Genomic DNA, 23926 nt, shown 5'->3' with positions numbered 1-23926 from the left:
ACTTGCCACCGGCGCGGGGCAGCCGGTCGGCGTCGGCGGCGCTGACGTGCGCCTCGCCGACCGCGTCGGCCAGCGCCTTGAGGTCCTCGGCGGAGATCCGGGACGGGCGCAGCACGACCTCCTCGGCGCTCGGCCCGGGGGCGGCGTCCCCGGTGACGCCGAGGGCGGCGGCGAGCAGCCCCTTGATGTCGGCGGACAGCTCCTTGGCGAGCGCCGGGTCGCCCCAGGCGTCCCACTTCATCGGGGGGAGCGGAAGTGCGGCGCCGGCCGGTCCCGCTTGCGTCTCAGGTGCCATGCGTTACAGTTTCACACATCATGTCAAGTAGTAACGCCGAGCCTCAGACGCCAGGCCAGACCCCGACGCCAGGCCAGACCCAAGCGCCGAGCCGGACCCCGACACCGGGCCGGCCCCCCGGGGCCCGCAGCACCGACGACGCGATCCTGGACGCCGCCGCCGACCTGATCGTGCACCTCGGCGTGCGCCGCACCCAGCTGTCCGAGATCGCCCGCCGCGCCGGGGTCAGCCGCCCGACCGTCTACCGCCGCTGGCCGGACGTCCGGGCGGTGATCGGCGCCCTGCTCACCCGGGAGATCCTGGCCGCCCTGGAGGGCACCGAACCGGACGCCCGCGACCGGGAGGCCTTCGTCCAGCGGGTGGTGGAGATCGCCGTCCGGCTGCGCGACCACCCGGTGCTCGGCGCGCTGCTCCGCTCCGACGACTCCGACCTGCTGCTCCAGTACGTCGTCGAGCGGCTCGGCGCCAGCCAGCGCGGCCTGCTGGAGGCGCTGCGCTCCGGCATCGAACGGGGCCAGGAGCACGGCTCGATCCGGGCCGGCGAGCCGCTCGAACTGGCCGCCATGGTCCTGCTGATCGCCCAGTCCACCGTCCAGTCGCACCGCATGGTCGCCTCCCTGCTGCCCGAGGCGGCCTGGCGGCGCGAACTGGCCAGAGCACTGAACGGATACCTCGCGCCGTGACCCCCACCGCAGGTCCGCACGCCGGCCCGTACGCCGGAACCTCCCGACTCGACGCCGCCCGCCGCACGCTGGAGCTCGAAGCACTCGGCGACGACGCCCGGATCGACCTCCTGGTGATCGGCGGCGGCGTCACCGGCGCCGGGGTGGCCCTGGACGCCGCCTCGCGCGGCCTGCGCACGGTGCTGGTCGAGGCTCGTGACCTCGCCTTCGGGACGAGCCGCTGGAGCTCCAAGCTGGTGCACGGCGGCCTGCGCTACCTCGCCTCCGGGCGGATCAAGGTGGCCAGGGAGAGCGCGGTCGAGCGCGGCGTGCTGATGACCCGCACCGCCCCGCACCTGATCCGGGCGCTGCCCCAACTCGTACCGCTGCTCCCGGACCTGCTGCGCCCCGGCCAGGCGGCGCTGATCCGCACCGGCTTCCACGCCGGGGACGCGCTGCGCCTGACGGCCGGCACCCCGGGCGCGCTGCTGCCCCGGGTGCGCCGGATCGACGCCGCCCGGACCCGCACGCTGGTCCCGGGCGTGCGGACGGACGGGCTGCGCGGTGCGCTGGTCGCCCACGACGGTCAACTCGTCGACGACGCCCGGCTGGTGGTCGCGCTGGCCAGGACCGCCGCGCAGTACGGCGCGAGCGTGCTGACCAGGGTGCGCGCGGAACAGGTCACCGGTACCTCGGCCCGGCTGGTCGACACCCTGACCGGGCAGGAACTGGCCGTCCGGGCCGGCGCGGTGGTCAACGCCACCGGCGTCTGGGCCGGCGAGGTGGAGCCGTCGATCAGGCTCCGGCCCAGCCGGGGCACCCACCTGCTGGTGGACGCGGCGGCGCTCGGCAACCCGACCGCCGCCCTCACCGTGCCGGTGCCCGGCTCCACCAGCCGGTTCGTCTTCGCGCTGCCGCAGCAGCTCGGCCGGGTGGCGATCGGACTGACCGACGAGGACGCCCCGGGCCCGGTCCCGGACGAGCCCCAGCCCACCGAGGCCGAGCTCACCTTCCTCCTCGACACCGTCAACGCCGCCCTCGCCACCGCGCTGACCAGGTCGGACGTGCGCGGCGCGCACGCCGGGCTGCGCCCGCTGATCGACACCGGGGACGGCAGCACCGCCGACATCTCGCGCGAGCACGCGGTGCTGGAGGGCCCGTCCGGGGTGATCACCGTGGTCGGCGGCAAGCTCACCACCTACCGCCGGATGGCCGAGGACGCGGTGGACACCGCCGTCCGGCTGCGCGGCCTGCCCGCCCGTGCCTGCTGGACGGCCAGGCTGCCGCTGATCGGCGCCCCCGGGCACCGGGACAGCCGCCCGCTCTCCGCGGCGGAGGTGCCGCCCTCGCTGTCGGCCCGCCACGGCGGCGCGGCCCACGAGGTGCTCGTGGCAGGGGAGTCGACACCGGTCGCGGAGGGCCTGGACGTGACCCGCGCCGAGATCGCCCACGCCGTCACCCACGAGGGCGCGCTGGATGCCGCCGACGTGCTGGACCGCCGGACCAGGATCGGGCTGGTCGCGGAGGACGCCGAGCGGGCCCGGAAGGCCGTCGAGGAGATCGTGGCGGAGCGCCTCGGGGAGGGTCTGGCGGGCTGACGCGTCAGGACGCGGAGCGGGGGAAGGGGAGGAGATCCGGTTCGACCCAGGTCGTCCTGGCCTGGTCGTCCGCGAGCGTTCCGGGCCGGTAGTGGCGGGTGAGCAATTCCTTGTCGAGCAGCTCGGGGTGCCGGGCGGCGAACGCGTCGAAGTCCGTCGCGACGTCGGCGTGAACGGGCGGAATCAGCGCGCCGTGCGCTCGGGCATCGGGTGCTCGGCGCCGGCCATCTCCAGGACGCAGGAGAGCGGGTGCTCGGTCCGGCCGGTGCGGTCCAGCCGCACCGCGAGCGGCTCCGGCGGTTCCTCGGCGACCTGGGCGGCGAGGCTCAGCGGGTAGACGCCGTGCCCGTGGACACGGTGGAAGGCGCACTCCTTGCCGTCGACCAGGAGCTCGGTCTCGGTGATCCAGCCGGACCGGACGTTGACGGTCACCGAGTGCCCGTCCTGGTCGAGGTGGAAGCTGTACCGCTGGCGCATCGGGACCTCCGGCGACAGGGCCTGCGACGAGGGGAAATCCACTGTCAGTGTAGGGCGGGCCCCTGCCAGGGTGCTCGGCATGCGGAGCGCCGCGGCCGGAGTTCCCGTTCGCCGCCCTGAGAAATTCCCGGGGCAGGGCCCGCCTCCCGATGGATTCTCCTGATCTCTACAGTGTTGTAGATTCGTTCGCAGGGAGAGATCGAGGAGGGCATTGTGGGAGTTTCGCTGGCCAAGGGCGGCAACGTCTCGTTGAGCAAGGAGGCGCCCGGTCTGAGCGCCGTGATCGTCGGCCTCGGCTGGGACGTGCGCACCACCACGGGAGCCGACTACGACCTGGACGCCAGCGCGCTGCTGTGCAACGCGCTGGGCAAGGTGGTCTCGGACCAGCACTTCGTCTTCTTCAACAACCTCCGCAGCCCCGATGGTTCGGTCGAGCACAGTGGCGACAACCTGACCGGCGGCGGAGACGGGGACGACGAGCAGATCAAGGTCGACCTGGACCGCGTCCCGGCGGACGTGGCCAAGGTGGTCTTCCCGGTGTCGATCTACGACGCCGACGCCCGGCTGCAGAGCTTCGGCCAGGTGCGCAACGCGTTCATCCGGGTCCTCAACCAGGCCAACGGCCAGGAGATCGCGCGCTACGACCTGACCGAGGATGCCTCGACCGAGACCGCGATGGTCTTCGGCGAGCTGTACCGCAACGGCACCGAGTGGAAGTTCCGTGCCATCGGCCAGGGGTACGCCTCCGGGCTGCGCGGCATCGCGACCGACTACGGCGTCAACGTCTGACCGTCCCGGTCCGGATCGACGGGGTTTCGACGGCCGCGGCGCGCGCTCAGCCCTTGCGGCCGAGCGCGTGGCCGCCGAAACCCCCGGTGCCGGTGAGCTGGTGCTGCCACCAGGCGGCCATGGCCGGTTCGTCCATCCCCGACCAGTCCGGTGAAGCGGTGACCTGGGCCCGGCCGAGGGCGCGGCCCAGCTCCACCAACTCCCGTCCGGCCGCCGTCCGTTCGCGGTCGTAGGCGGCCAGTAGGTCCGGCCAGGAGCCGGCCTCCCGCCCGGCCAGCTCGAAGGCGTGGGCGTCCTGCATCGCCTTCACCGCACCGCTGGTGTTGTGCGGGCGCACCACGGTGGCCGCGTCCCCGCCGATCAGCAGCCGGCCGGCCGTGCGGTGCGGGGCGGCCAGGTCGTAGATCGGCTGGAGGAAGGTCCGTTCGCGCGGGGTCAGCGCGACCACCCCGGCCCAGTACGGCGGCAGGTTCCGCTCCGAGAGCTGCCGCAGCTCGTCCAGCCGCGCGTCGGTGAGGCTGCCCGCCGGGATGCTGGTCGGGCCGTCCAGCCGCAGCCAGGCGGGGGTGGGGGCGTAGAAGACCCAGTTCACCTGGGTGCTGCCGGGTTCGAGCCCGGGGATGCGGTAGATCACCACCTGGCCGCCGGGGTAGCAGACGGTGACGCAGTGCTCCTCCGGCCAGGGGGCCGCTCCGCCGGGCAGCCCGGCCAGCAGGGCGGAGTCGTAGCTGCCGCGCCAGCACACGTACCCGGCGTACTCGGGCTCGGCCTGCGGGCAGACGGCCGCGCGGACCACCGAGCGGTAGCCGTCGGCGCCGATCACCAGGTCGTACGTCTCGCGGCCGCCGTCGGCGTTCTCGGTCCAGGCATTGCCGCGTTCGCCGCCGGGCCCGTTGCCGACCGCCGTCACCGTGGTGCCCAGCCGGAACTCGACCTGCCCGGGCGTCCGTTCGCGCAGTGCCTGCCAGAGCACGCCCCAGTGGTGCGAGTGGAACGAGAAGGGCTGGGCCCAGAGCAGCCGCCCGCAGCCGTCCGGTCCGTCGCCCTCGCCGGCCGCGCCCCGGGTGACCCAGCGGCGCACGGTGAGGCGGTGGCGGCGGGTGTCCGCGGCGAGGTGTCCGGTCCGGACCAGTTCGTCGAAGCGGTCGTCGTGGGTGCAGAGCCCCACACCCCGGTCCTCCAGCCGGCCGGGGCTGCGCTCCAGCACCACCACCCGTTCCGCGCCGAGCCGGGCGGCGGCGCCGGCGAAGGCGCTCCCGGCGATGCTGCCCCCGACCACGGCCACCGAGCCACCTCGCACGGTCGCTCCTCTCCCGAACTCGCGATGTCCCAGCGCCGTCCCCCCGCGCTGTCCGGGACACGACGATACGCCGACGGGCGGGCCCCGGCGTCGTGTTCGAGCCATCCGGAGGGCTGTCCGGAGGATTGTTCGGAGGTGCACCGGCAGGCCGTTCCGAGGGCCGGCGCGGGGGCCGTTCCGAGGGTCGGCGCGGGGGCCGTTCCGGGGGCCGTTCCGAAGGTCCCCTCGACCCCCCGGCCTCACGCGACGATCCTTATGCAACTAGTTGCATACCGCGGCGCCCGTCACCTACTCTGCGGTAACAAAGCCCCCGGTCCGCCCCCGCCCGCGCCCCAGGAGACGTCGATGAGCGCCCACCCCGGCAGCAGCCGCTACCCGCACCTGCTCAGCCCGCTCGACCTCGGCTTCACCACCCTGCCCAACCGCGTGATCATGGGTTCCATGCACGTCGGCCTGGAGGAGGCCCCCGGCGGCTACGAGCGGATGGCCGCCTTCTACGCCGAACGGGCCCGAGGCGGCGTCGGCCTGATCGTCACCGGCGGCATCGCCCCCAACGAGGCCGGGCGCCCCTGGGAGGGCGGCGCGATGCTGACCACCGAGGAGGAGGCGGACAAGCACCGGGTGGTCACCGACGCGGTGCACGCCGCCGGCGGGAAGATCGCCCTCCAGATCCTGCACTTCGGCCGCTACGCCTACCACCGGGACCTCGTCGCCCCCAGCGCGCTCCAGGCCCCGATCAGCCCCTTCGTGCCCAACGAGCTCACCGCCGGGCAGGTCGAGCAGACCATCGAGGACTTCGCCCGCTGCGCCGGGCTGGCCCGCCGCGCCGGGTACGACGGCGTCGAGATCATGGGCTCCGAGGGCTACCTGATCAACGAGTTCATCGTCGCCGCGACCAACCACCGCGAGGACGAGTGGGGCGGCCCGTACGAGCGGCGGATGCGCTTCCCGGTGGAGATCGTCCGCCGGGTCCGCGAGCGGGTCGGCGAGGACTTCATCATCGTCTACCGCCTCTCCATGCTCGACCTGGTACCCGGCGGCTCCACCCTGGACGAGGTCGTACGGCTCGCCCAGGCCGTCGAGGCCGCCGGGGCGACCGTCATCAACAGCGGCATCGGCTGGCACGAGGCCCGCATCCCCACCATCGCCACCTCGGTGCCGCGCGGCGCCTTCGGCTGGGTGACCAGGAAGGTGATGGGCAAGGTCGGCATCCCGCTGGTCGCCACCAACCGCATCAACACGCCCGAGATCGCCGAGAGCCTGCTCGCCGAGGGCAGCGCCGACCTGGTCTCGATGGCCCGCCCGCTGCTCGCCGACGCCGACTTCGTGGCCAAGGCCCGCGACGACCGCGCCGAGGCCATCAACACCTGCATCGGCTGCAACCAGGCCTGCCTCGACCACACCTTCAGCCTCCGGATCACCTCCTGCCTGGTCAACCCGCGCGCCTGCCACGAGACCGAACTCGTCCTCGGCCCGGTGATGTCGCGCAAGCACATCGGCGTCGTCGGCGCGGGCCCGGCCGGCCTCGCGTTCGCCGTCTCCGCCGCCGAGCGCGGCCACCAGGTCACCCTGTACGACGCCGCCGAGGAGATCGGCGGGCAGCTGGACATCGCCCGGCGCATCCCCGGCAAGGAGGAGTTCGACGAGACGCTGCGCTACTTCCGCACCCGGCTGGCCGAGTTGGCCGTCACCCAGCGACTCGGTGCCACCGTCACCGCCGAGCAGCTGGCCGGGCAGGGCCACGACGAGATCGTCCTCGCCACCGGCGTCACCCCCCGAACTCCCGCCGACATCCCCGGAATCGACCACCCCAGCGTGCTCGGCTACCTCGACGTGCTGCGCGACGGCGCGCCGGTCGGCAAGCGGGTCGCCATCCTCGGCGCGGGCGGCATCGGCTTCGACGTGGCCGGGTTCCTCACCGACCAGGGCGACGCGGCCAGCCTCAACCCGCCGGTGTTCCAGGCCAAGTGGGGCATCGACCCGGAGTACCGCGAGCGCGGCGGCCTGCGCGCCCCCGAGCGGCCCGAGCCCCCGCGCAGCGTCCACCTGCTCCAGCGCAGGACCGGCAAGGTGGGCGCCGGCCTCGGCAAGACCACCGGCTGGATCCACCGCACCGAACTCAAGCACCGCGGCGTGGTGATGGTCCCCGGCGTCAGCTACGACCTGATCGACGACGCCGGCCTGCACTTCACCGTCGACGGCGAGCGCCAACTGCTCCCCGTGGACACCGTCGTGCTCTGCACCGGCCAGGAGCCGCGCCGCGACCTGTACGAGGCGCTGCGCGAGCGCGGCCTGCCGGTGCACCTGATCGGTGGCGCCGACGTGGCCGCCGAGCTGGACGCCAAGCGGGCCATCCAGCAGGGCACCGAACTGGCCGCATCCATCTGACCTGCGGAGATCCCCGCCCGCGCGCCGCGCAGGGCCCCCGGTGGGACACTGGTTGCCTCGTCCCTGCCCGAACCCTCGACCGGGGGCCCCGTATGCCCTTTCCCAGGCCCATCCACGTCCTCGCCGCCGCCACCGCCGTCGTGGCGGTCGCCCTGGGCCCGGCGGTCCGGCCGGCCTCGGCCGCACCCGCCGAGACCCTGCCCACCGCCGACCAGCTGAAGCCGGCCCTGCTGACCCCGGCCGACCTCGGCCCCGGCTACACCGCGATCTCGGTGACACAGAGCCCCAGTCCGGGCGGGAACCAGACCCCGGTGACCGGCTGTGCCGCACTCAGCGCCCTGATCAACATGCACGCCACCCAGACCGGACCGCAGGTCACCCACGCCGCGGTCGAACTCGACGGCCCGGACGGCAACCCGATGGTCACCCAGTCCCTCGCCGCCGAGTCCTCCGACCGGCTCACCGCCGACTTCAAGAACGCCACCGACGCCCTGAAGAGCTGCCACAGCATCACCTTCGAGGCGGGCACCCAGGACTCCGTGACCTTCACCGTCAGCCCGGTCACCCTCGGCGACCGCAAGGACGCCCCCGCCGTCCACCTCGACGGCACCCTGGCCGGCGTCCAGCTCAACGGCTACGTCGGCATCGAACGCTTCGGCACGGTCGCCATGCTCTTCGGCTACTTCGAACGCCAGGGCAGCAACGAACAGACCGCCTCGATGCAGTACCGCACCGCCGTCGCCAAGGTCGAACGCACCCTGGGCACCCACGCCGGCAGCACCACCGCCCCCACGGCCCTCCCGACCACCGTCCCCACCACCGTCCCGACCGCCGTCCCGACCGCTACCGCCTCCGAGGCCAAGCGCGTCTGAGCCCCTCCAGGCCCCCACCGGACGCCCATGCGTCCGGTGGGGGCCGCGGTGCGGTCGCCGCCGAGCGCGCCTGCCAGAATGCCGGGACGGCGGCAGGGGCCCATGAGGCCCACGGGGCCTCCGGGGCAAAGGGGGTAACAGGTGATCGGCTCTCCGGGGCTTTCGAGGCGGTATGGGCCGGCGCTGCTGGTGTGCGTGCTGCCGCTGGCCGCCTCGTGCACGGTGGGGAAGGCGCCAGACCCGCCCGTCATCGGGTCCTGGAAGGCGGGCGCCTCCTCGATCCAGCTGCTGGAAGGCGGCAAGCTCGGTGAAGTTCTCCTGTTGCCCGCCATGTGCCGTGGCGACAACTCGCCGACGGCCGTGAAGTTCACTGGTACGTGGAAGTACGGGAAGCTGCAGGACGCCGGTACTGGTGCGATAGTCCAACTAGCCTCCCTAGATGGGTACCTGAGGTGCGAGAGGTACTTTCAGTATGGCAAGGGCAATAACGGCGAGCAGCTCGGGATGACCGGAGTGGACGCCGGTCAGGAGCCGTTCGTTCGTCAGTAGTCCAGGCAAGGGGGAATCATGAACGGCTTCACCACGAGGCTTCGGGTCGTGCTCGCCGGCCTGCTCCTCGGCGCCTGCGCGTGTACCGGGCCGCCCGGCGGGAACGGCTCCGCGGACGACGGGGCGGCCGCCGGGGCCGGCACGGTGCTGTCCGAGCCGACGCTCCCGGAGAGCGCCAGGCAGATGATCCTGCGGACCGCCCAGGAGAAGGGGACGGCACCGGCGGGTGACGAGTTCACGCCGGTCCGGTTCGACAACGGCTACGGGCCGGAGCTGATCTGGCAGGCGGAGCAGACCGGCGACATCTGCATGGCCTCGGACCGTGTCGTGGCCCGCAGTTGCGTGCCGCTCGCGGACATCGCCGCGCGGCGGACGCCCGGCGTCGGCACCTTCGTCGGCGCAAGCATGTTCAAGGGCGCATGGTCGGTGGTCCTGATGTCCAACGGCGAGACGGTCGACTACCTCTCGTGCCAGGGCCGGGACTTCCCGGTGCGGAAGGGCTACTCGATCCAGGTCGAGGGCGTGCGCCACACCGTCTACACGGTGGCCATACCCAGGTACCTCCAGGGCGAGTACCGCGCGACGGTGCGGCGCGACGGTGTGCCGGCCGAGGAGCCTCTCGACCTCGGCCTGGAGAAGAGCCTCGTCGTGCCGTGCTGAGACGGCGTTCCGTCGCCGGTTCTTCTGGGATTCATCGGACAGAGGGGTGTTGGTGAAGGACCTGCGAATCGTGGTGTGGAGCCTGGCCGACGGAATGGTGGTCGTGGGCGGGCTGGGCTGGGCCGCAGGGCGGCCGCACCCCCGTGGTGGCCGCTCCGTTCCTCGCCGGGCTGTTGTTCAGGACAATGCAGGATGATGAACCCATGAAACACATGGTGGTGAATCAGAGACCTGTGCCCCAGGCGCTGCTGATGGCTTCCGCCGCGGTGCTGCTCGTCTCTGGCTGTGCGTCCGGCCCGGAGGCCGGAGCGGATGGGCGTGCGGAGAACCGTCAGCAGGCCGCTGCCGCTCCGAGTCCGGCAGCGGTGCGGACGGACCTTGAGCCGTTGAAGCGCCGATTCCCGAAGCTGGGTCCGTTGTCCGAGAGCAAGTGGGTCAGCCGGATGTTGACGCTGAACTCCGTGCCGGAGGTTCCCGGGCCGACCGACGTGAGCCTGGACGGGGTGGCACACGTCGAGCCGGGGACACTGGCGGGAATCACGGCGAGCGGAGTGTGGGCGGAGAGCGCCATCGAGTGCGGTGTCCCGAAGGAGCTCGCGGCCGAGGTGGGCGGCACGACCGGATGGCTCAACAGTCAGGCGTTCGACAGGTCGGTGACCCTGACCCGGTACTCGGGGAGCTTCTACTTCGACCCGCGGAGCAGCCGGGTCTACTTCTGCACGGTGAACCCGGAGGTGCGGAGCGACTGACCGGCCGCCGCGGTCCCGGGGAGGCCGGGGGGAGGGGATCAGGGGCGGGCCGCGGGCGAGGAACTCGGTGTTGGCGCGGTGGAGTCCGGTGCCGGTGGTGGTGTTGCCGGGAAAGGGGACGAAGACCGCACCGGGCTCGTAGGCCCGGGCGAACAGCTCGGGGCGGCCGGGTCTGGGACGAGGAGCTGGTGCCGGACGGGCGCGGCCGTACGGTGCGTCCGGAGGCGGAGTGCCCGGTGGAGGTGGCGCTCGCGGCGGTGGCCGGCCGGTGGGCCACGCTGGTGCTGCGGGAGTTGATGCATGGCCCGGCCCCTCGTACGGGGAACTGCGCGAGCGGCCTCAGACCCGATGACTGCGGTCCGCAGTTCCAGCGCCAGCAGTGCGAAGACTCCAACATCATTCTTGAGGCAGCAGCCCGGCAGAACAAGGAAGCGGCTCGCCAGCTGTCGGAGCGGAACGCGCGTGCCAAGCAGGCGGAGCGGGATGCGAAGTGCCACGAGCTCTGCCGAACGCTCGGGTACGACAGCGACGATTCTCCCGGGATGCAGCGGCTTCAGAAGTCGTTGGCGAGCCGGGATAACTACAAGAACAAGGATCGGCACACGGGCTATCACGGTGAAGCCAACCCGATCGAGCTCGTGAAGAGTGCCTGGAACCACGTGTACGTCAGTTTCAGTATGTGCCTAATGGGGTGCATGAACTTCTCTGTTCAGGCGGGGACTGTTTCCATGTATGTGACTGGTGGCGCGACAGTCCCGACGATCAAGGACAAGCCGAGTCCTTTCCGATTTCGTGGCGGCGCTTTCGCCGGTTTCTCGGCGGGATGGAATACGGCCGGGCCGAAGGATAGTGCCAAGACGGTCGGGGGTGTCACCTATGCAGACGGACTGATGGGTGGGGCGTATTCGCTCGAGAAAAACCCCAATGGGCAGTACTTCCATCAGTTCGGTTGGGCGGCGGGGCCGGGGGCGATCCAAGGGCCCCCGTTGATCGGAATTCATGCGAACATATTCAAGAGTGACTATGGGTGGGACTATGTGAACGAGAACGACTAGGGGTAGGTGTTGGAGCTCCTTCTTGATATGATCTCCAGGTCGGGTTCGTGTAATCACTCCTTTCCTAGTGGCTGATTTGGAGCTCTCGTGAAGGCCCTCGTTGCTCTGATCTTCTTGATCCCCCTATTTCTTGGGATAGCCATGGTGACGGATTATCGAGGTTTTGCGAAGTCGTTCATGCAGCCCTCCGGGAGGTCCTCCGGGGATGGACCGGTCGGCATTCACCTGGTCGTGGGGTGGGGGTTCATCGTCCTCTCGTCCGGTTCGGTCATAGGCGCGCTTGTGTCGTTCTTCGCTGGTTGACCCGAATGTGATCCGCAGCCGAGGCCCGGCCCGTCTGAGGACGGGCCGGGCCTCGGCGCGGAAGAGCCACGAAGGATCGGCAGGCCACTCTGGGAGCGGTGGGAGCGGCCCATCTGTTCGTCGGATGGGCCGCTCCTCGATGTCCACCCATTGAAGGCGTCGTGGAGTTCCTGCCGGAGGGGCGGGTGGGGTTCGCGCGGGCGCCGGCGTACGTGTGCAGCGTTGTGGCGGAGGACAAGGCGAGGCTGACGGAGATCGAGGGGCAGCGGACGAAGTCCTTCTTCGATGATGTCGGTCCCGGGTTCTTCGTGGAGGCGAGGCAGAAGGACGACGGGGGCACGTGCAGGTTCTGGCTGACGGCCGAGGAGAACGGGAAGGACCTGTGGCTCCTGAAGAGTTCGGGCTTCTTGATGACGAAGTCCTGACCGGCCGCCGCGGTTTTGGGGAGGCCGGGGGGAGGGGATCAGGGGCGGGCCGTGCCGAAGGGGTTGTCGATCACGTAGTGCCAGTGGCCGGCCGGGTCGCGGCGGGCGACGTCGGTGGCGGTGCCGGTGAGGTGGAGGTCGGTGCCGGCCGGGGTGGTGCCGGTGATCTCCCAGTCGACGATGAGCAGGGCGATGTCGCCGGCCACGTAGGTGTGCCGGGGGCGGACGGTGATGGGCAGGCCGAGGGCGAGGAACTCGGCGTTGGCGCGGTGGAGTCCGGGGCCGGTGGCGGTGCTGCCGGGGGTGGGGACGAAGAGCGCGCCGGGTTCGTAGACCCGGGCGAGCAGCTCGGGGCGGCCGGAGTTGAAGGCGGCGGCGAAGGCGGCCGGGTGTTGTGCCGGGTCGGTGGTCGGGGGGAGGGTGGCGGGGTGAGTCATGCGAGCAGTGAAGACCGGCCCGGCGTGGGTCACCAAACGGGAAGCGACGGGCGGGGCGGCCGGGCCTGGGACGAGGAGCTGGTGCCGGACGGGCGCGGCCGTACGGTGCGTCCGGAGGCGGACTGCCCGGTGGAGGTGGCGCTCGCGGCGGTGGCCGGTCGGTGGACCACGCTGGTGCTGCGGGAGTTGATGCACGGGCCCGCCTCGTACGGGGAGTTGCGCGAGCGGCTGCCGGAGATCAGCTCCAAGGTGCTCGCCGAGCGGCTACAGGCGTTGGGGGAGCGGGAGTTGGTGGTGCGGGAGCGGCTGCGGGGCTTCCCGGTGCGGACCTCGTACCGGCTGACGCCGTCCGGGGAGGCGCTGCGGCCGTTGCTGGTGGAGCTGTACCGGACGGGTACGGTGCTGGCCGGCCACGGGTAGGCGGGGCGGGCGGCCGCACCCCCGTGGCGGCCGCCCGCGCCGTACCGGGTCTACGGGTGGTACACGACCTCGGGGAAGGCGGGCGACGGTCCGTCGAGCAGGTCGCCGCAGTGCCGGCCCCGCAGGTGGAGGTCGAAGAAGGCGCGCGGGTAGGCCTGTTGGACGCGGATCCCGCGCTGGGGGTCGAGGGTGCCGACCTTGGACCGGATCTGCTCCTCGGTCATGCCGAGCAGCCGGCCCGCCTGGGGGATCAGCGTCATGTTGTCGCCGTACGAGGAGTGCATGGCGCCGGTGGCCTGGACGTCGAGGCGCCAGCCGCGCAGGTGGCCCCAGAAGGTTTCGGCGTACGGGTTGGTGGCCCGGGCGAAGTCGGCGGTCATCATCATGAAGGGCCGGTCGATGTCGGTGGTGATGGCGGGGTTGGAGGCCATCGGCCCGTCGATGGCGAGCCCGGCGCGGATGCGTCGGTCGGCGACCAGGGCGAGGGCGGTGCCGGTGCCGCCCTTGGACCAGCCGAAGGCGCCGATGTTCCGCGCGTCCAGGCCGCCGGGCAGACCGGCCGGGAGGGTGCGTCCGTCGACGTCGGGGTTGCGGCCGTTGGCGAGGTCGACGACGCGGTCGAGCAGGAAGAGCAGGTCGGCGGCGTAGTCCCGCGGGTACAGCCCCGGGGCGGCGGCGTCCCGGGTGACGACCGTCCCGTCCGGGAACTCGGTGATGCCGTCGTGGGTGTGGTCGACGGTGACGACGGCGAAGCCGTGGCTGGCCAACTCCTGGACCACGATGGTGTGGTCGGCCCGGTGGCTGCCCGCGCCGTGCGAGTAGAGGACGACGGGCAGCGGCCGGCCGGACCGGTGGACGGGGGCGCCCTGGTGGCTCGAGGTGAGCGGGGCGAGGGAGAGGGGGAGCGGGAATCCGACGTCGTCGAGGAAGGCCTTCAGGGCGCCCTCGGTCATCCAGGGGGCGAGCGGGTACGACGCGGCGTCGGCGGTCCTGGCCGGGTACCAGACGGTGGCCATCAGCTCGCGGTACCGTCCGGGCCTGGCGTTCGGGTCCGGCCGGGACTCGTCGCGCAGGTGCAGCGGCACCATGCCGACCGGGAAGGGGCCGGTGGGCGTGGGCAGGGTGAGCCGTCCAGGCGTGGCGGTGGACGAGGACGGAGCGGCGGAGGGCGTGGGAGCGGCCGAGGCGGGGAGGGCGAGGCCCAGCGGCGCGGCGGCGCCCAGCGCGAGGGCGGCGCCCAGCATGCGGCGGCGCGTCGGTCCGGTGTGGGGTGCGATCGGCGTGGTGTCCATGCGCGGAACGCTGTCACGGGCGGCGGATCGGCGGCATCGGCCCGCCGGTTGATCCTCCGTCACCTGGCATTGGCCCACGGATGTACATCCCCGGGCTGATGTGCGAGGGATGCGGGAGGGCAGGGGAGGGGCCGGCGCCGCTCACACGGCGTTCTTGTCGATCAGCATCCGCAGCACGTTGACGTGGAAGTCCGGGAAGTCCATCGGCACGATGCCGAACCGGGCGCGCTGCTCGGTACGGGCGCTGAGGTAGGGGTACACCGTCCGGTCCATCAGGGACTGCGAGCTGCTCTTGGGCCAGTAACCACCGGCGTAGGAGAGGAAGTTGACGAACATCTTCGGGTAGCCGGGGTTACGGAAGGCCTTGTCGAACTGGGCCGTGATGTACTGCCCCTTCGTCCCCAGCGGGTCGATTCCGCCGGTCTGCCAGACGTCCTGGGTGTCGAAGTGAGCGTTCTCGCCGCTGGACCAGTCGATCAGGCCCCACGGATTGGCGAAGTCGGCGAGCAGGACGACCTTGCCCCGGGCGGTGGCGAGGGCGGGCCAGCCGTGGAAGTGGAACAGGCCGCGGTAGCCGAGCCCGTCGAGGTAGTGGTTCACCCGCCGCATGAACTCGGCGTCGTCCAGCGCCTGGCCGCCCGCCCGCTCGTTGCGCAGGCGCATCAGGACGGTCTCGCCGGGGTGTGCGCGGAGGAAGGACCGGCACTGGTCGAGCACGTCCTGGAGCCGGAGGTGCTGGTAGTTGTCGGCGTGGTAGATCCCGAGTTCGTCGGGCGCGCCCTGGAGGCCGTTGCAGCGGATGTCGAGGAAGCGGACGCCCTCGGTCAACTGCTGGGGGACTCCCCAGTTCTGGGTGTGTGACCACTCGGTGCCGTAGGCCGGGTTCTCGCAGCAGGAGTCGTGGGTGCCGGGGATGGTGAGGTCGAGCAGGGAGAGGCCGCCGTCCAGCCGGCTCATCCAGTCGCCGGTCGGCAGTCCGCGCGGGGTGGCGGCGCCGGCGGCGGCCCGGGCGGTGCCCGGCAGGGCGGTCGGCAGGGTGAGGCCGGAGGCGAAGGCGGCGCCGGTGCCCGCGCCCCACTTGAGAAGATCACGACGTGCGATGCCCATGGTGCGGCTCCTCGGGTCCGGTCGGTCGTCGGTGGCGTGCGCTGCCATCGTGGAGCACGCGGGCCATTATTTGACAGGTTCGCGACGTGAAGATCCTGGGCCGGGCCGGGGCTCCGCTGCCGTCCGTAGCGGCCCAGGCCCGGCCCGGGTCGGGTGAAGATCGAAATGCGTGGACGGCCGCCGCCCGCCACGGTGGGACCGTGGCCTCGATCGTCGTCCTCTTCGAACTGGCCCCGGACCAGACCCTCGGCCCCGAGGGTGTCGGGCCGGGCGTGGTCTCCGTGCACGTCGCCGGACAGGACCCGGACGTCCCGGAGGACCCGCAGGCGCGGACCCTGTGCGGGCTGGACACCGCTCCGATGGAGCACTCCCACTACCGCCCCGTCCGTCCGGGCGAGCCGTGGTACCCGCCCGAGCTGGAGCAGCAGCGCTGCCGGCTCTGCGAGGCGGCGCTGCGGCGCCTGTGAACCGGCCCCGTGTTGTCCGGTGCCGCTCCGTTCCGGGCGGTGTCGTGGGCGCGGTCAGGGCCGGCGGCCGGCGGGTCAGCGCGGCCGGTGGGCGACGGCGGCGAACATCGTCACCGACAGGTGGAACGTCCCGGCCTCGGCGGCCGCGTCGAGGCCGGCGTAGAGCCGGTCGCGCTGCTCCTCGGTGATCAGGCCCCGGCCGACGGCCGCCGCGCCGAGCCCGCGGACGATCGGGCGGGCGACCGCGTGGGAGTCGTGCAGCAGGACGTCGCCGCCGAGGTGGTCGACGGTCAGCCCCGCCTCGACCAGCCGGCCCGCGAGGCTGCGTCCGGCGTCGGGCTGGGCGGCGGTGCCCTGGACGACGGTGGCCAGCGCGGGGCGGATCTCCGGGGCCGTCGGGTGCAGCACGAAGGTGGACCAGTCGGTGTCCAGCAGGGCGATCCGGCCGCCGGGGCGCAGCACCCGGGCCATCTCGGCGACGGCCCTCGCCGGATCGGTGAGGTGCTGGAGGACGCGTTCGCACCAGACCACGTCCGACTCGCCGTCGGGCAGCGGTAGTGCGAGCGCGTCGCCGTCCAGGAACCGGGCCCGGCTGCCGGCCTCGGCGGCGCGCTGCTCGGCGACGGCCCCGACCGCCCGCTGGTGCTGGCGGTCGGCCGGCTCGTCCCGCAGAAGGCCTTCGGGCTGCTGCTGGACGCCACCGGGGAGCTGTCCGAACTCGACCCCGAACCGCTGGTGCTGCTCGCCGGGGACGGCCCGGAGGCGGGCGCGCTGCGCGAGCGGGCCGCCGCCGAGAAGCTGCCGGTGCGGCTGCTCGGCTACCGCACCGACGTGCCCGACCTGCTGGCCGCCGCCGACCTCGTGGTGCTCTCCAGCCGCTGGGAGGCCCGCTCGCTGGTGGTGCAGGAGGCGATGCGGGCCGGTGTGCCGGTGGTCGCCACCGCCGTCGGCGGCATCCCCGAACTGGTCGGCGACGCCGCCGTGCTGGTGCCCCCGGGGGACCCGGTGGCGATCGGCCGCGCGGTGCGCGCCCTGCTGGCGGAACCGGCCCGCCGTGAGCAGCTGGCGGTGGCCGGCCGGCAGCAGGCCGAGACCTGGCCGGACGAGGCCGCCACCGTCGCCCAGGTGCTCAGCACCTACGACGAGCTGGTGCAGCGCGGCTGACGCGGGCCTTCGCCGGTCCCGCGGATCTCTCCGGATCTCCGCGAATCTCCCAAGGTCTCTCCGGGTCGCCGCGGATCCCCGTCGGATCCGCGGCGACCCGCGGGACCGGCCCGGTCAGACGGTGGCCTGCTCGACCCGGTCGGCGGCCAGGCCGTCCGGCTGGGCGGACAGATACGCGGCGCCGCAGGCGGTCAGTCGCAGCGCGGTGTCGATCAGCGGGACGTGACTGAACGCCTGGGGGAAGTTGCCGACCTGGCGCTTGAGCCGCGGGTCCCACTCCTCGGCGAGCAGGCCGAGATCGTTGCGCAGCGCGAGCAGCCGGTCGAACAGCTCGCGGGCCTCCTGCACCCGGCCGATCATGGCGAGGTCGTCGGCCAGCCAGAACGAGCAGGCCAGGAAGGCACCCTCGTGGCCGGAGAGGCCGTCGACGTTGTTGCCACTCTCGTCGTGGGTCGGGTAGCGCAGCACGAACCCGTCCTCGGTGGACAGTTCGCGCTGGATCGCCTCGATGGTGCCGATGACGCGCTTGTCGTCCGGCGGCAGGAAGCCGACCTGGGGGATCAGCAGCAGCGAGGCGTCCAGTTCCTTGCCGCCGTAGTACTGGGTGAAGGTGTTGCGCTCCGGGTCGTAGCCCCGCTCGCAGACGTCCCGGTGGATGGTGTCGCGCAGCTCGCGCCAGCGCTCCAGGTGGCCGCCGGTGGGCTCGTCCTCGGGGGTCTGCTCCAGCAGCTTGATGGTGCGGTCGACGGCGACCCAGGCCATCACCTTGGAGTGGACGAAGTGCCGGCGCGGGCCGCGCACCTCCCAGATGCCCTCGTCCGGCTCCTGCCAGTGGTCCTCCAGGTACTCGATCAGGCGCAGCTGGAGGTGGTGGGCGTGGTCGTTGCGGACCAGGCCGGTCATGTGGGCCAGGTGCAGGGCCTCGACGACCTCGCCGTAGACGTCGAGCTGGAGCTGCCCGGCGGCGCCGTTGCCGACCCGGACGGGCTGCGAGCCCTCGTAGCCGGGCAGCCAGTCCAGCGAGGACTCGGTGAGCTCGCGCTCGCCCGCGATGCCGTACATGATCTGGAGGTTCTCCGGGTCGCCGGCGACGGCCCGCAGCAGCCACTCGCGCCAGGCGCGGGCCTCGTCGCGGTAGCCGGTGCGCAGCAGCGAGGAGAGGGTGATCGCGGCGTCGCGCAGCCAGGTGTAGCGGTAGTCCCAGTTGCGCTCGCCGCCGATGTCCTCGGGCAGGGAGGTGGTGGGGGCGGCGACGATCCCGCCGGTGGGGGCGTAGGTGAGGCCCTTGAGGGTGATCAGGGAGCGGACCACGGCCTCGCGGTAGGGGCCCTGGTAGGTGCACTGGTCGGCCCACTCGTGCCAGAAGTCGGCGGTGGCGTCGAGCATCTCCTCGGCGTCCGGGGCCCTGGGCGGGTCGAGGTGGGAGGCCTGCCAGGTGAGGGCGAAGGCGATCCGCTCGCCGGCGCCGACGGTGAAGTCGGCGTAGGTGGTGAGGTCGCGCCCGTAGGTCTCGGCCTCGCCGTCCAGCCAGACCGAGTCGGGCCCGGCGACGGCGACGGTGCGGTGGCCGCCGTCGGGCTGCTCGACGCGGTGCACCCAGGGCACCACCCGGCCGTAGGAGAAGCGCATCCGCACCGCGGAGCGCATCCGTACGGTGCCGGAGACGCCCTCGACGATCCGGATCACCTGGGGGACGGCGTCCTTGCCGGCCAGCGGGCGCGGCGGCATGAAGTCGATCACCCGGACGGTGCCGCCCTGGGCGTCCCACTCCTGCTCCAGGATCAGCGAGTCGCCCCGGTAGCGGCGGCGGTCGGCGGGCACGGCGGGGGCGGCGGCGCTGGGCGGGGGCACCCGCTGGCCGGTGGTGTCGGCGAGGCGGGCCCGGTCGGCCGTGGTGGGGGGCGTGGCGGCGGCCGATGCGGGGATCCCGGCCGGGGCGGCCTCGGCCGGTCCGATCCGCCAGAAGCCGTGTTCATCGGTGCCGAGCAGGCCGGCGAACACGGCCGGCGAGTCGAAGCGGGGCAGACAGAGCCAGTCCACCGCCCCGTCCCTGCTGACCAGGGCGGCGGTCTGCATGTCTCCGATGAGTGCGTAGTCCTCGATACGGCCGGCCACGTGGATCTCCAGTTCGCAATGTGGTCAGGGCATCGGCGAGAGGAGGGAGCGAGCGGTCTGCGGGGCCGGAGGTCCACCCCGGGACGTCCGGCCTGCCGGGGGTGGTGGCAGGCCCTGCTGGAGTGTCCGCGGGGCTCGGTCGAGCCCCTGGAGTGGGTGGGGATGGGCTGGAATACGGGGAGGTCCGGTCGCGCATCGGGGACCGGGAGTGTCCTGACCCTCCCACGCCCTCCGCGTGCTCGTGCTGTCGGCGATGCGTCCGAGCAGCTTACGACGGACGAAAGGGGCGAAGCACGCGGGCGCAGCCCGGTGTGGCGCCGCAATTCGGCGGAAATGCCGTGCATCGCGAGGGCGCGGCGCAGGATGGTCCGGAAGGATCACCTCCGGCTGGTCCGGCCGGAGGATCCGGCATGGTCCGGCCGGACGGCCCGCTCTGGCCCGGTCCGGCCGGTGGTGCGACCGGTGTGACGAATGCGGCGCATGATGCGCCGGTTGTGCGCCCCGGCGTGCGCTCCCGGCGCGGCGCGCGCGGCCCGAACGGCGTCCGGGTCGGGTCACTGTTACCCTGGTATCCCGTGGACCGGCGGGATAAAACGCCCCGGACCAGCCGAACCGACGACCCTACGAGCGCCGCGCACCGAGCCGGCCTCCGTCGCCCGGCGAACCCCGAGCTCCCGCCCACGTCACCTTCGACACGCGACCCACGGGAGCCCCCTCTTGGCACAGCCCCATTCCGGCAAGGCAGCGAACAGCCGAGCCGTGACGACCAAGCACCTCTTCGTCACCGGGGGTGTCGCCTCCTCGCTCGGCAAGGGGCTCACCGCCTCCAGCCTGGGCGCGCTGCTCAAGGCCCGCGGCCTGCGCGTGACGATGCAGAAGCTCGACCCGTACCTCAACGTGGACCCGGGCACCATGAACCCGTTCCAGCACGGTGAGGTGTTCGTCACCGACGACGGTGCCGAGACCGACCTGGACATCGGCCACTACGAGCGGTTCCTGGACACCAACCTGCACGGCTCGGCGAACGTCACCACCGGCCAGGTGTACTCGACCGTCATCGCCAAGGAGCGGCGCGGCGAGTACCTGGGCGACACCGTCCAGGTCATCCCGCACATCACCAACGAGATCAAGTCCCGGATCCGCCGGATGGCGACCGAGGACGTCGACGTGGTGATCACCGAGGTCGGCGGGACCGTCGGCGACATCGAGTCGCTGCCGTTCCTGGAGGCCGTCCGCCAGGTCCGCCACGAGGTCGGCCGGGACAACGTGTTCTTCGTGCACGTCTCCCTGCTGCCGTACATCGGCCCCTCGGGCGAGCTGAAGACCAAGCCCACCCAGCACTCCGTCGCCGCCCTGCGCAACATCGGCATCCAGCCCGACGCGATCGTGCTGCGAGCCGACCGCGAGGTCCCGCAGGCGATCAAGCGCAAGATCTCCCTGATGTGCGACGTGGACGAGGAGGCCGTGGTCGCGGCCATCGACGCCAAGTCGATCTACGACATCCCCAAGGTGCTGCACGGCGAGGGCCTGGACGCCTACGTGGTGCGCCGCCTGGACCTGCCGTTCCGCGACGTCGACTGGACCACCTGGGACGACCTGCTGCGCCGTGTCCACGAGCCGCAGCACATCGTCAAGGTCGCCCTGGTCGGCAAGTACATCGACCTCCCGGACGCCTACCTGTCGGTGACCGAGGCGCTGCGCGCCGGCGGCTTCGCCAACAACGCCCGGGTCGAGATCAAGTGGGTCACCTCGGACGACTGCGAGACCCCCGAGGGCGCCCGGGAGCAGCTCGGCGACGTCGACGCGATCTGCATCCCCGGCGGCTTCGGTGACCGCGGCGTCAACGGCAAGGTGGGCGCCATCACCTACGCCCGCGAGAACAAGGTCCCGCTGCTCGGCCTGTGCCTGGGCCTCCAGTGCGTCGTCATCGAGGCGGCCCGCAACCTGGCCGGCCTGCCGGAGGCCAACTCCACCGAGTTCGACGCCGCCGCCAAGCACCCGGTCGTCTCCACCATGGCCGAGCAGCTGGCCATCGTCGACGGCAAGGGCGACCTGGGCGGCACCATGCGCCTGGGCCTGTACCCGGCCAAGCTCGCCGAGGGCTCGATCGTCCGCGAGGTCTACGGCGGCGAGCAGTACGTCGAGGAGCGCCACCGCCACCGCTACGAGGTCAACAACGCCTACCGCGCGGACCTGGAGAAGACCGGCCTGGAGTTCTCCGGCCTCTCGCCCAAGGGCGACCTGGTCGAGTACGTCGAGTACCCGCGCGAGGTGCACCCCTACCTGGTGGCCACCCAGGCCCACCCGGAGCTGAAGTCCCGCCCGACCCGTCCGCACCCGCTGTTCGCGGGTCTGGTCAAGGCGGCCATCGAGATCAAGACCGCGGCCTCGGAGTAGTCCCGGTCGTCGTAGTCAGTGGTCGTTCACCGGACGGCGGTCCCGCGATTCCCGCGGGGCCGCCGTCCGGCGTTAGATTGTGTCGTACTGACGAAAAGGGGAGAGCGATGGACGAGCAGAGCGGCCGGGGGATCTTCGACGTGGCCGAGGAGTGGGAGGTCAGGGAGAGCGGGACGCCGTTCCGGGGCAAGGTCACCGGGGTGCGCAGCGAGGAGGTCCGGATGCCCGACGGCAGCTGGGCCCGCCGCGACTACCAGACCCACCCGGGATCGGTCTCGGTGCTCGCCCTGGACGACGAGCAACGGGTGCTGGTCCTGCGCCAGTACCGCCACCCGGTGCGCCAGCGGCTGTGGGAGCTGCCGGCCGGCCTGCTCGACGTGCCCGGCGAGAACCCGTGGCGCGCCGCGCAGCGCGAGCTGTACGAGGAGGCCCACTGCAAGGCCGGTACCTGGCGGATCCTCGCCGACTACTACACCTCTCCGGGCGGCACCGACGAGGCGCTGCGGATGTTCCTGGCCACCGACCTGGCGCCGGCCGAGGGCGACCGCTACGCGGCCGAGGGCGAGGAGCAGGAGATCGAGGTGGCCTGGGTGCCGGTGCCGGAGCTGATCGGGCTGATCCAGGCGGGGAAGCTGCACAACCCGACCCTGGTCACCGGCACGCTCGCCGTGCACGCCGCACTCACCGGCCCGGACGGGCTGGACGCGCTGCGCCCGGCGGACGCGCCCTGGCCGGCCCGGCCCTTCGAGGGCTGAGCCGGGCCCGCCGGTCCTGTGCGGTCCTCGTCGGCGTGTGCCGCCCCTGCCGGGGTGTGTGATCCGCGCAGGAGGTGCGTGGCGCCCCGTGCGTTGAGTCGTTGGGGTGATTTGCCGATTCGTACGACCGGATGTCACCTCGGCTGAGCCGGACGGTCGAACTACGCTTCGCAGACAGGGCGCCCGTCCCGGGCCGCCTCCGCCGAGCTCCGGAGGCCGAGTTCCGGAGGCTGGGCACCGGATGCCGAGCGCCGGATGCCGAGCGCGGGACGACGTCGGGAGTGGCACGGGTGGCGAGGAAGACGGCGACGATGGAACCCGGCCCCGGCGCGCCCGCCGGGGCCGTCCCCGGCCTGGAGCGGCTGCCGGCCGGGCCCACGCTCTTCGTCGGGCGGCGCGCCGAACTGGCGGCGCTGCGGGCGGCCGCCGCCCGTCCGGCGAGCGGGCGGTGCCCGGTGCTGGTGCTGGCCGGGCGCCCTGGCTCGGGACGGACCGTGCTGGCCGCCCGCTTCGCCCGTACCGTCGCCGCCGACTATCCGGACGGGGTGTTGTTCGTACGGCTGTCCGCCCCGGACGGCGGCCGGGTGCCGCCCGCCCGGGCCGCCCGGCTGCTGCTGGAGCAGCTCGACCCGCAGAGCGCGGTGCCGCTGCCGGGGGCGGGCGAGGACGGCCGGGACGAGCCGGGCTGCGTGGCGCTGCGCGAGGCGCTCGCGGGCCTGCGGGTGCTGCTCGTGCTGGACGACGTCAGGGACGCCGGGCAGGTGTGGCCGCTGCTCGCCGACGAGCCCGGCTGCCTGGTGCTCGCCACCACGGCCGGGCCGCTCACCGGGATCGAGGACATCGACCCGGTGATCCTCGGGGGGCTGGACCGGCAGGCCTCCGGTGAACTGCTGGCCGATCTGGTCGGCGGCACCCGGATCTCCTGCGACCCGGTCGGCGGGGCCGACCTGGCCGAGGCCTGCGCCGCCCGGCCGGCCGCGCTGCGGCTGATGGCGGGGTGGCTGCGGGGGAACCCGAAGATCGCGGTCACGGACGCGGCGCGGGAGCTCAACCGGGTGGTGGGGGAGGAGACGGGGGCCACGGGGGCTGCCGCGGAGACGGCCACGGGGGCGGCCAAGGGCGGCGTGGCTGCTGGGGGGAAGACGGCCGCGGGAAAGGCCGCCGCGGAGAAGGCCGCTGTGGGGAAGGCCACTGTGGGGAAGGCCGCCGCCGGGAAGGAGAAGGAGCAGGACAGGGCGGCGAAGAAGAAAGGGGAGGAGCGCGGGGTGAAGTCCCCCGGCGCTCCCTCGGCGGGGGCTGCCGGGGCTGCCGGGGCCACTGGGACTGCGGGCACCGCCGTGGCCGCCGGCGTCGGCGCGGCGAGCGAGTCGGCGGGCGATCCGGCGGCCTGGGTGAAGCCGGGGCCGGAGCCGGCCGAGCCGGTGCCGGTACCCGACAACGACCCGCTGCTCGGCGCGTTCACTCTGCTCTACCGCGGGCTGCCGGCCGCCCAGGCGCGGATGCTGCGCACCCTCACCCTGGCCCCGGCGCAGACCGCGGACCCGCGTACCGCCTCCGCCCTGGTCGGCTGCCCGGTGCCGGACGCGGCCGTGACGCTGGCCGCGCTCGCCGAGCGGGAGCTGCTCGGCGAGGAGGCCCCGGCCGCCGACG

At 72.8% G+C, this 23926-nt stretch carries 23 protein-coding genes and 1 pseudogene; 16 read left to right on the top strand and 8 right to left on the bottom strand.

Annotated elements, in window-relative coordinates:
• Positions 1 to 295: pseudogene (locus BU198_RS37645) on the bottom strand (hypothetical protein); the annotation flags it as partial.
• A 20-nt stretch (positions 296 to 315) separates the two neighbouring features.
• Here BU198_RS37645 and BU198_RS37640 point away from each other — a divergent pair.
• Positions 316 to 978, top strand: coding sequence for a TetR/AcrR family transcriptional regulator (locus tag BU198_RS37640; protein ID WP_188299560.1), 663 nt, complete (start codon positions 316 to 318; stop codon positions 976 to 978).
• Positions 975 to 2555 (top strand): glycerol-3-phosphate dehydrogenase/oxidase, encoded by a 1581-nt coding sequence (locus BU198_RS37635; protein WP_188299561.1) that lies wholly within the window; start codon positions 975 to 977, stop codon positions 2553 to 2555. The genes BU198_RS37640 and BU198_RS37635 overlap by 4 nt, the downstream gene beginning before the upstream one ends.
• A gap of 183 nt (positions 2556 to 2738) precedes the next feature.
• Here the strand turns inward: BU198_RS37635 and BU198_RS37630 are convergent, their stop codons facing one another.
• The gene (locus BU198_RS37630; protein ID WP_188299562.1) at positions 2739 to 3032 is read right to left on the bottom strand and encodes a hypothetical protein; all 294 of its coding nucleotides are present in this window, start codon (positions 3030 to 3032) and stop codon (positions 2739 to 2741) included.
• 213 nt (positions 3033 to 3245) lie between these two features.
• Between BU198_RS37630 and BU198_RS37625 the strand changes: the two genes are divergently transcribed.
• Entirely contained in the window at positions 3246 to 3821 is a 576-nt protein-coding gene (locus tag BU198_RS37625; RefSeq protein ID WP_188299563.1) for a TerD family protein, read from the top strand.
• A 46-nt stretch (positions 3822 to 3867) separates the two neighbouring features.
• Here BU198_RS37625 and BU198_RS37620 read toward each other — a convergent pair whose 3' ends face one another.
• Entirely contained in the window at positions 3868 to 5121 is a 1254-nt protein-coding gene (locus BU198_RS37620; RefSeq protein WP_188299564.1) for an FAD-dependent monooxygenase, read from the bottom strand.
• Between the two features lie 345 nt (positions 5122 to 5466).
• Here BU198_RS37620 and BU198_RS37615 point away from each other — a divergent pair, with 345 nt between their 5' ends.
• From BU198_RS37615 to BU198_RS37585, 7 genes are all read left to right on the top strand, one after another.
• Complete coding sequence (locus BU198_RS37615) at positions 5467 to 7509, top strand: NADPH-dependent 2,4-dienoyl-CoA reductase (RefSeq protein WP_188299565.1); 2043 nt, start codon at positions 5467 to 5469, stop codon at positions 7507 to 7509.
• Positions 7510 to 7601: 92 nt separating this feature from the next.
• Positions 7602 to 8381 (top strand): hypothetical protein, encoded by a 780-nt coding sequence (locus BU198_RS37610; RefSeq protein ID WP_188299566.1) that lies wholly within the window; start codon positions 7602 to 7604, stop codon positions 8379 to 8381.
• 141 nt (positions 8382 to 8522) lie between these two features.
• Positions 8523 to 8930 carry a hypothetical protein gene (locus BU198_RS37605; RefSeq protein ID WP_188299567.1) on the top strand — a complete coding sequence of 136 codons (408 nt, stop codon included), beginning with the start codon at positions 8523 to 8525 and terminating at the stop codon, positions 8928 to 8930.
• 18 nt (positions 8931 to 8948) lie between these two features.
• Positions 8949 to 9590, top strand: a complete 642-nt coding sequence (locus BU198_RS37600; protein ID WP_188299568.1) for a hypothetical protein — start codon at positions 8949 to 8951, stop codon at positions 9588 to 9590.
• 203 nt (positions 9591 to 9793) lie between these two features.
• On the top strand, positions 9794 to 10339 hold the full coding sequence (locus BU198_RS37595; protein ID WP_188299569.1) for a hypothetical protein: 546 nt from the start codon (positions 9794 to 9796) through the stop codon (positions 10337 to 10339).
• Positions 10340 to 10575: 236 nt separating this feature from the next.
• Positions 10576 to 11394, top strand: coding sequence for a hypothetical protein (locus tag BU198_RS43035; protein ID WP_223245007.1), 819 nt, complete (start codon positions 10576 to 10578; stop codon positions 11392 to 11394).
• Between the two features lie 464 nt (positions 11395 to 11858).
• Complete coding sequence (locus BU198_RS37585) at positions 11859 to 12122, top strand: hypothetical protein (RefSeq protein ID WP_188299570.1); 264 nt, start codon at positions 11859 to 11861, stop codon at positions 12120 to 12122.
• 38 nt (positions 12123 to 12160) lie between these two features.
• On the opposite strand, the gene BU198_RS37580 is transcribed toward BU198_RS37585, so the two are convergent.
• Positions 12161 to 12559: a YybH family protein gene (locus BU198_RS37580; RefSeq protein ID WP_188299571.1), complete on the bottom strand. Its 399-nt coding sequence runs from the start codon at positions 12557 to 12559 to the stop codon at positions 12161 to 12163.
• Between the two features lie 24 nt (positions 12560 to 12583).
• Here BU198_RS37580 and BU198_RS37575 point away from each other — a divergent pair, with 24 nt between their 5' ends.
• The gene (locus BU198_RS37575) at positions 12584 to 12979 is read left to right on the top strand and encodes a helix-turn-helix domain-containing protein (protein WP_317620346.1); all 396 of its coding nucleotides are present in this window, start codon (positions 12584 to 12586) and stop codon (positions 12977 to 12979) included.
• A gap of 50 nt (positions 12980 to 13029) precedes the next feature.
• On the opposite strand, the gene BU198_RS37570 is transcribed toward BU198_RS37575, so the two are convergent.
• Together BU198_RS37570 and BU198_RS37565 are read right to left on the bottom strand one after the other, a co-directional pair.
• A complete protein-coding gene (locus tag BU198_RS37570) occupies positions 13030 to 14271 on the bottom strand; it encodes an alpha/beta hydrolase family protein (protein WP_188299572.1) in 1242 nt (413 codons plus the stop codon).
• Between the two features lie 141 nt (positions 14272 to 14412).
• The gene (locus tag BU198_RS37565) at positions 14413 to 15378 is read right to left on the bottom strand and encodes a phosphatidylinositol-specific phospholipase C (protein WP_188299573.1); all 966 of its coding nucleotides are present in this window, start codon (positions 15376 to 15378) and stop codon (positions 14413 to 14415) included.
• Between the two features lie 200 nt (positions 15379 to 15578).
• Here BU198_RS37565 and BU198_RS37560 point away from each other — a divergent pair, with 200 nt between their 5' ends.
• Positions 15579 to 15845: a hypothetical protein gene (locus BU198_RS37560; protein WP_188299574.1), complete on the top strand. Its 267-nt coding sequence runs from the start codon at positions 15579 to 15581 to the stop codon at positions 15843 to 15845.
• Positions 15846 to 15920: 75 nt separating this feature from the next.
• On the opposite strand, the gene BU198_RS37555 is transcribed toward BU198_RS37560, so the two are convergent.
• Positions 15921 to 16424, bottom strand: a complete 504-nt coding sequence (locus BU198_RS37555; protein ID WP_262987100.1) for a methyltransferase domain-containing protein — start codon at positions 16422 to 16424, stop codon at positions 15921 to 15923.
• Between the two features lie 63 nt (positions 16425 to 16487).
• Here BU198_RS37555 and BU198_RS43030 point away from each other — a divergent pair, with 63 nt between their 5' ends.
• Positions 16488 to 17009, top strand: coding sequence for a glycosyltransferase family 4 protein (locus BU198_RS43030; protein ID WP_317620488.1), 522 nt, complete (start codon positions 16488 to 16490; stop codon positions 17007 to 17009).
• A gap of 114 nt (positions 17010 to 17123) precedes the next feature.
• Here BU198_RS43030 and BU198_RS37550 read toward each other — a convergent pair whose 3' ends face one another.
• Positions 17124 to 19124, bottom strand: coding sequence for a glycoside hydrolase family 15 protein (locus tag BU198_RS37550; RefSeq protein WP_317620015.1), 2001 nt, complete (start codon positions 19122 to 19124; stop codon positions 17124 to 17126).
• A 759-nt stretch (positions 19125 to 19883) separates the two neighbouring features.
• On the opposite strand from BU198_RS37550, the gene BU198_RS37545 reads away from it, so the two are divergent.
• From BU198_RS37545 to BU198_RS37535, 3 genes are all read left to right on the top strand, one after another.
• Entirely contained in the window at positions 19884 to 21521 is a 1638-nt protein-coding gene (locus BU198_RS37545; RefSeq protein ID WP_188296125.1) for a CTP synthase, read from the top strand.
• Between the two features lie 107 nt (positions 21522 to 21628).
• Positions 21629 to 22276 carry an NUDIX domain-containing protein gene (locus BU198_RS37540; RefSeq protein ID WP_188296126.1) on the top strand — a complete coding sequence of 216 codons (648 nt, stop codon included), beginning with the start codon at positions 21629 to 21631 and terminating at the stop codon, positions 22274 to 22276.
• 311 nt (positions 22277 to 22587) lie between these two features.
• Positions 22588 to 23926, top strand: a 1339-nt coding sequence (locus tag BU198_RS37535; protein ID WP_188301268.1) for an AAA family ATPase, incomplete at its 3' end; no start/stop codon positions are given.

This window comes from Streptomyces sp. CBMA156 (assembly GCF_014596515.1).
In the GTDB taxonomy this organism is placed as follows: Bacteria; Actinomycetota; Actinomycetes; order Streptomycetales; family Streptomycetaceae; genus Kitasatospora.
This window is presented reverse-complemented; position numbering and strand designations above follow the sequence as displayed.

Coding starts and splice junctions, on each gene's coding strand:
- BU198_RS37540 (WP_188296126.1), top strand. CDS start 21,629: ATGGACGAGCAGAGCGGCCGGGGGATCTTCGACGTGGCCGAGGAGTGG.
- BU198_RS37595 (WP_188299569.1), top strand. CDS start 9,794: ATGAAACACATGGTGGTGAATCAGAGACCTGTGCCCCAGGCGCTGCTG.
- BU198_RS37615 (WP_188299565.1), top strand. CDS start 5,467: ATGAGCGCCCACCCCGGCAGCAGCCGCTACCCGCACCTGCTCAGCCCG.
- BU198_RS37630 (WP_188299562.1), bottom strand. CDS start 3,032: ATGCGCCAGCGGTACAGCTTCCACCTCGACCAGGACGGGCACTCGGTG.
- BU198_RS37570 (WP_188299572.1), bottom strand. CDS start 14,271: ATGGACACCACGCCGATCGCACCCCACACCGGACCGACGCGCCGCCGC.
- BU198_RS37640 (WP_188299560.1), top strand. CDS start 316: ATGTCAAGTAGTAACGCCGAGCCTCAGACGCCAGGCCAGACCCCGACG.
- BU198_RS37580 (WP_188299571.1), bottom strand. CDS start 12,559: ATGACTCACCCCGCCACCCTCCCCCCGACCACCGACCCGGCACAACAC.
- BU198_RS37610 (WP_188299566.1), top strand. CDS start 7,602: ATGCCCTTTCCCAGGCCCATCCACGTCCTCGCCGCCGCCACCGCCGTC.
- BU198_RS37565 (WP_188299573.1), bottom strand. CDS start 15,378: ATGGGCATCGCACGTCGTGATCTTCTCAAGTGGGGCGCGGGCACCGGC.
- BU198_RS37600 (WP_188299568.1), top strand. CDS start 8,949: ATGAACGGCTTCACCACGAGGCTTCGGGTCGTGCTCGCCGGCCTGCTC.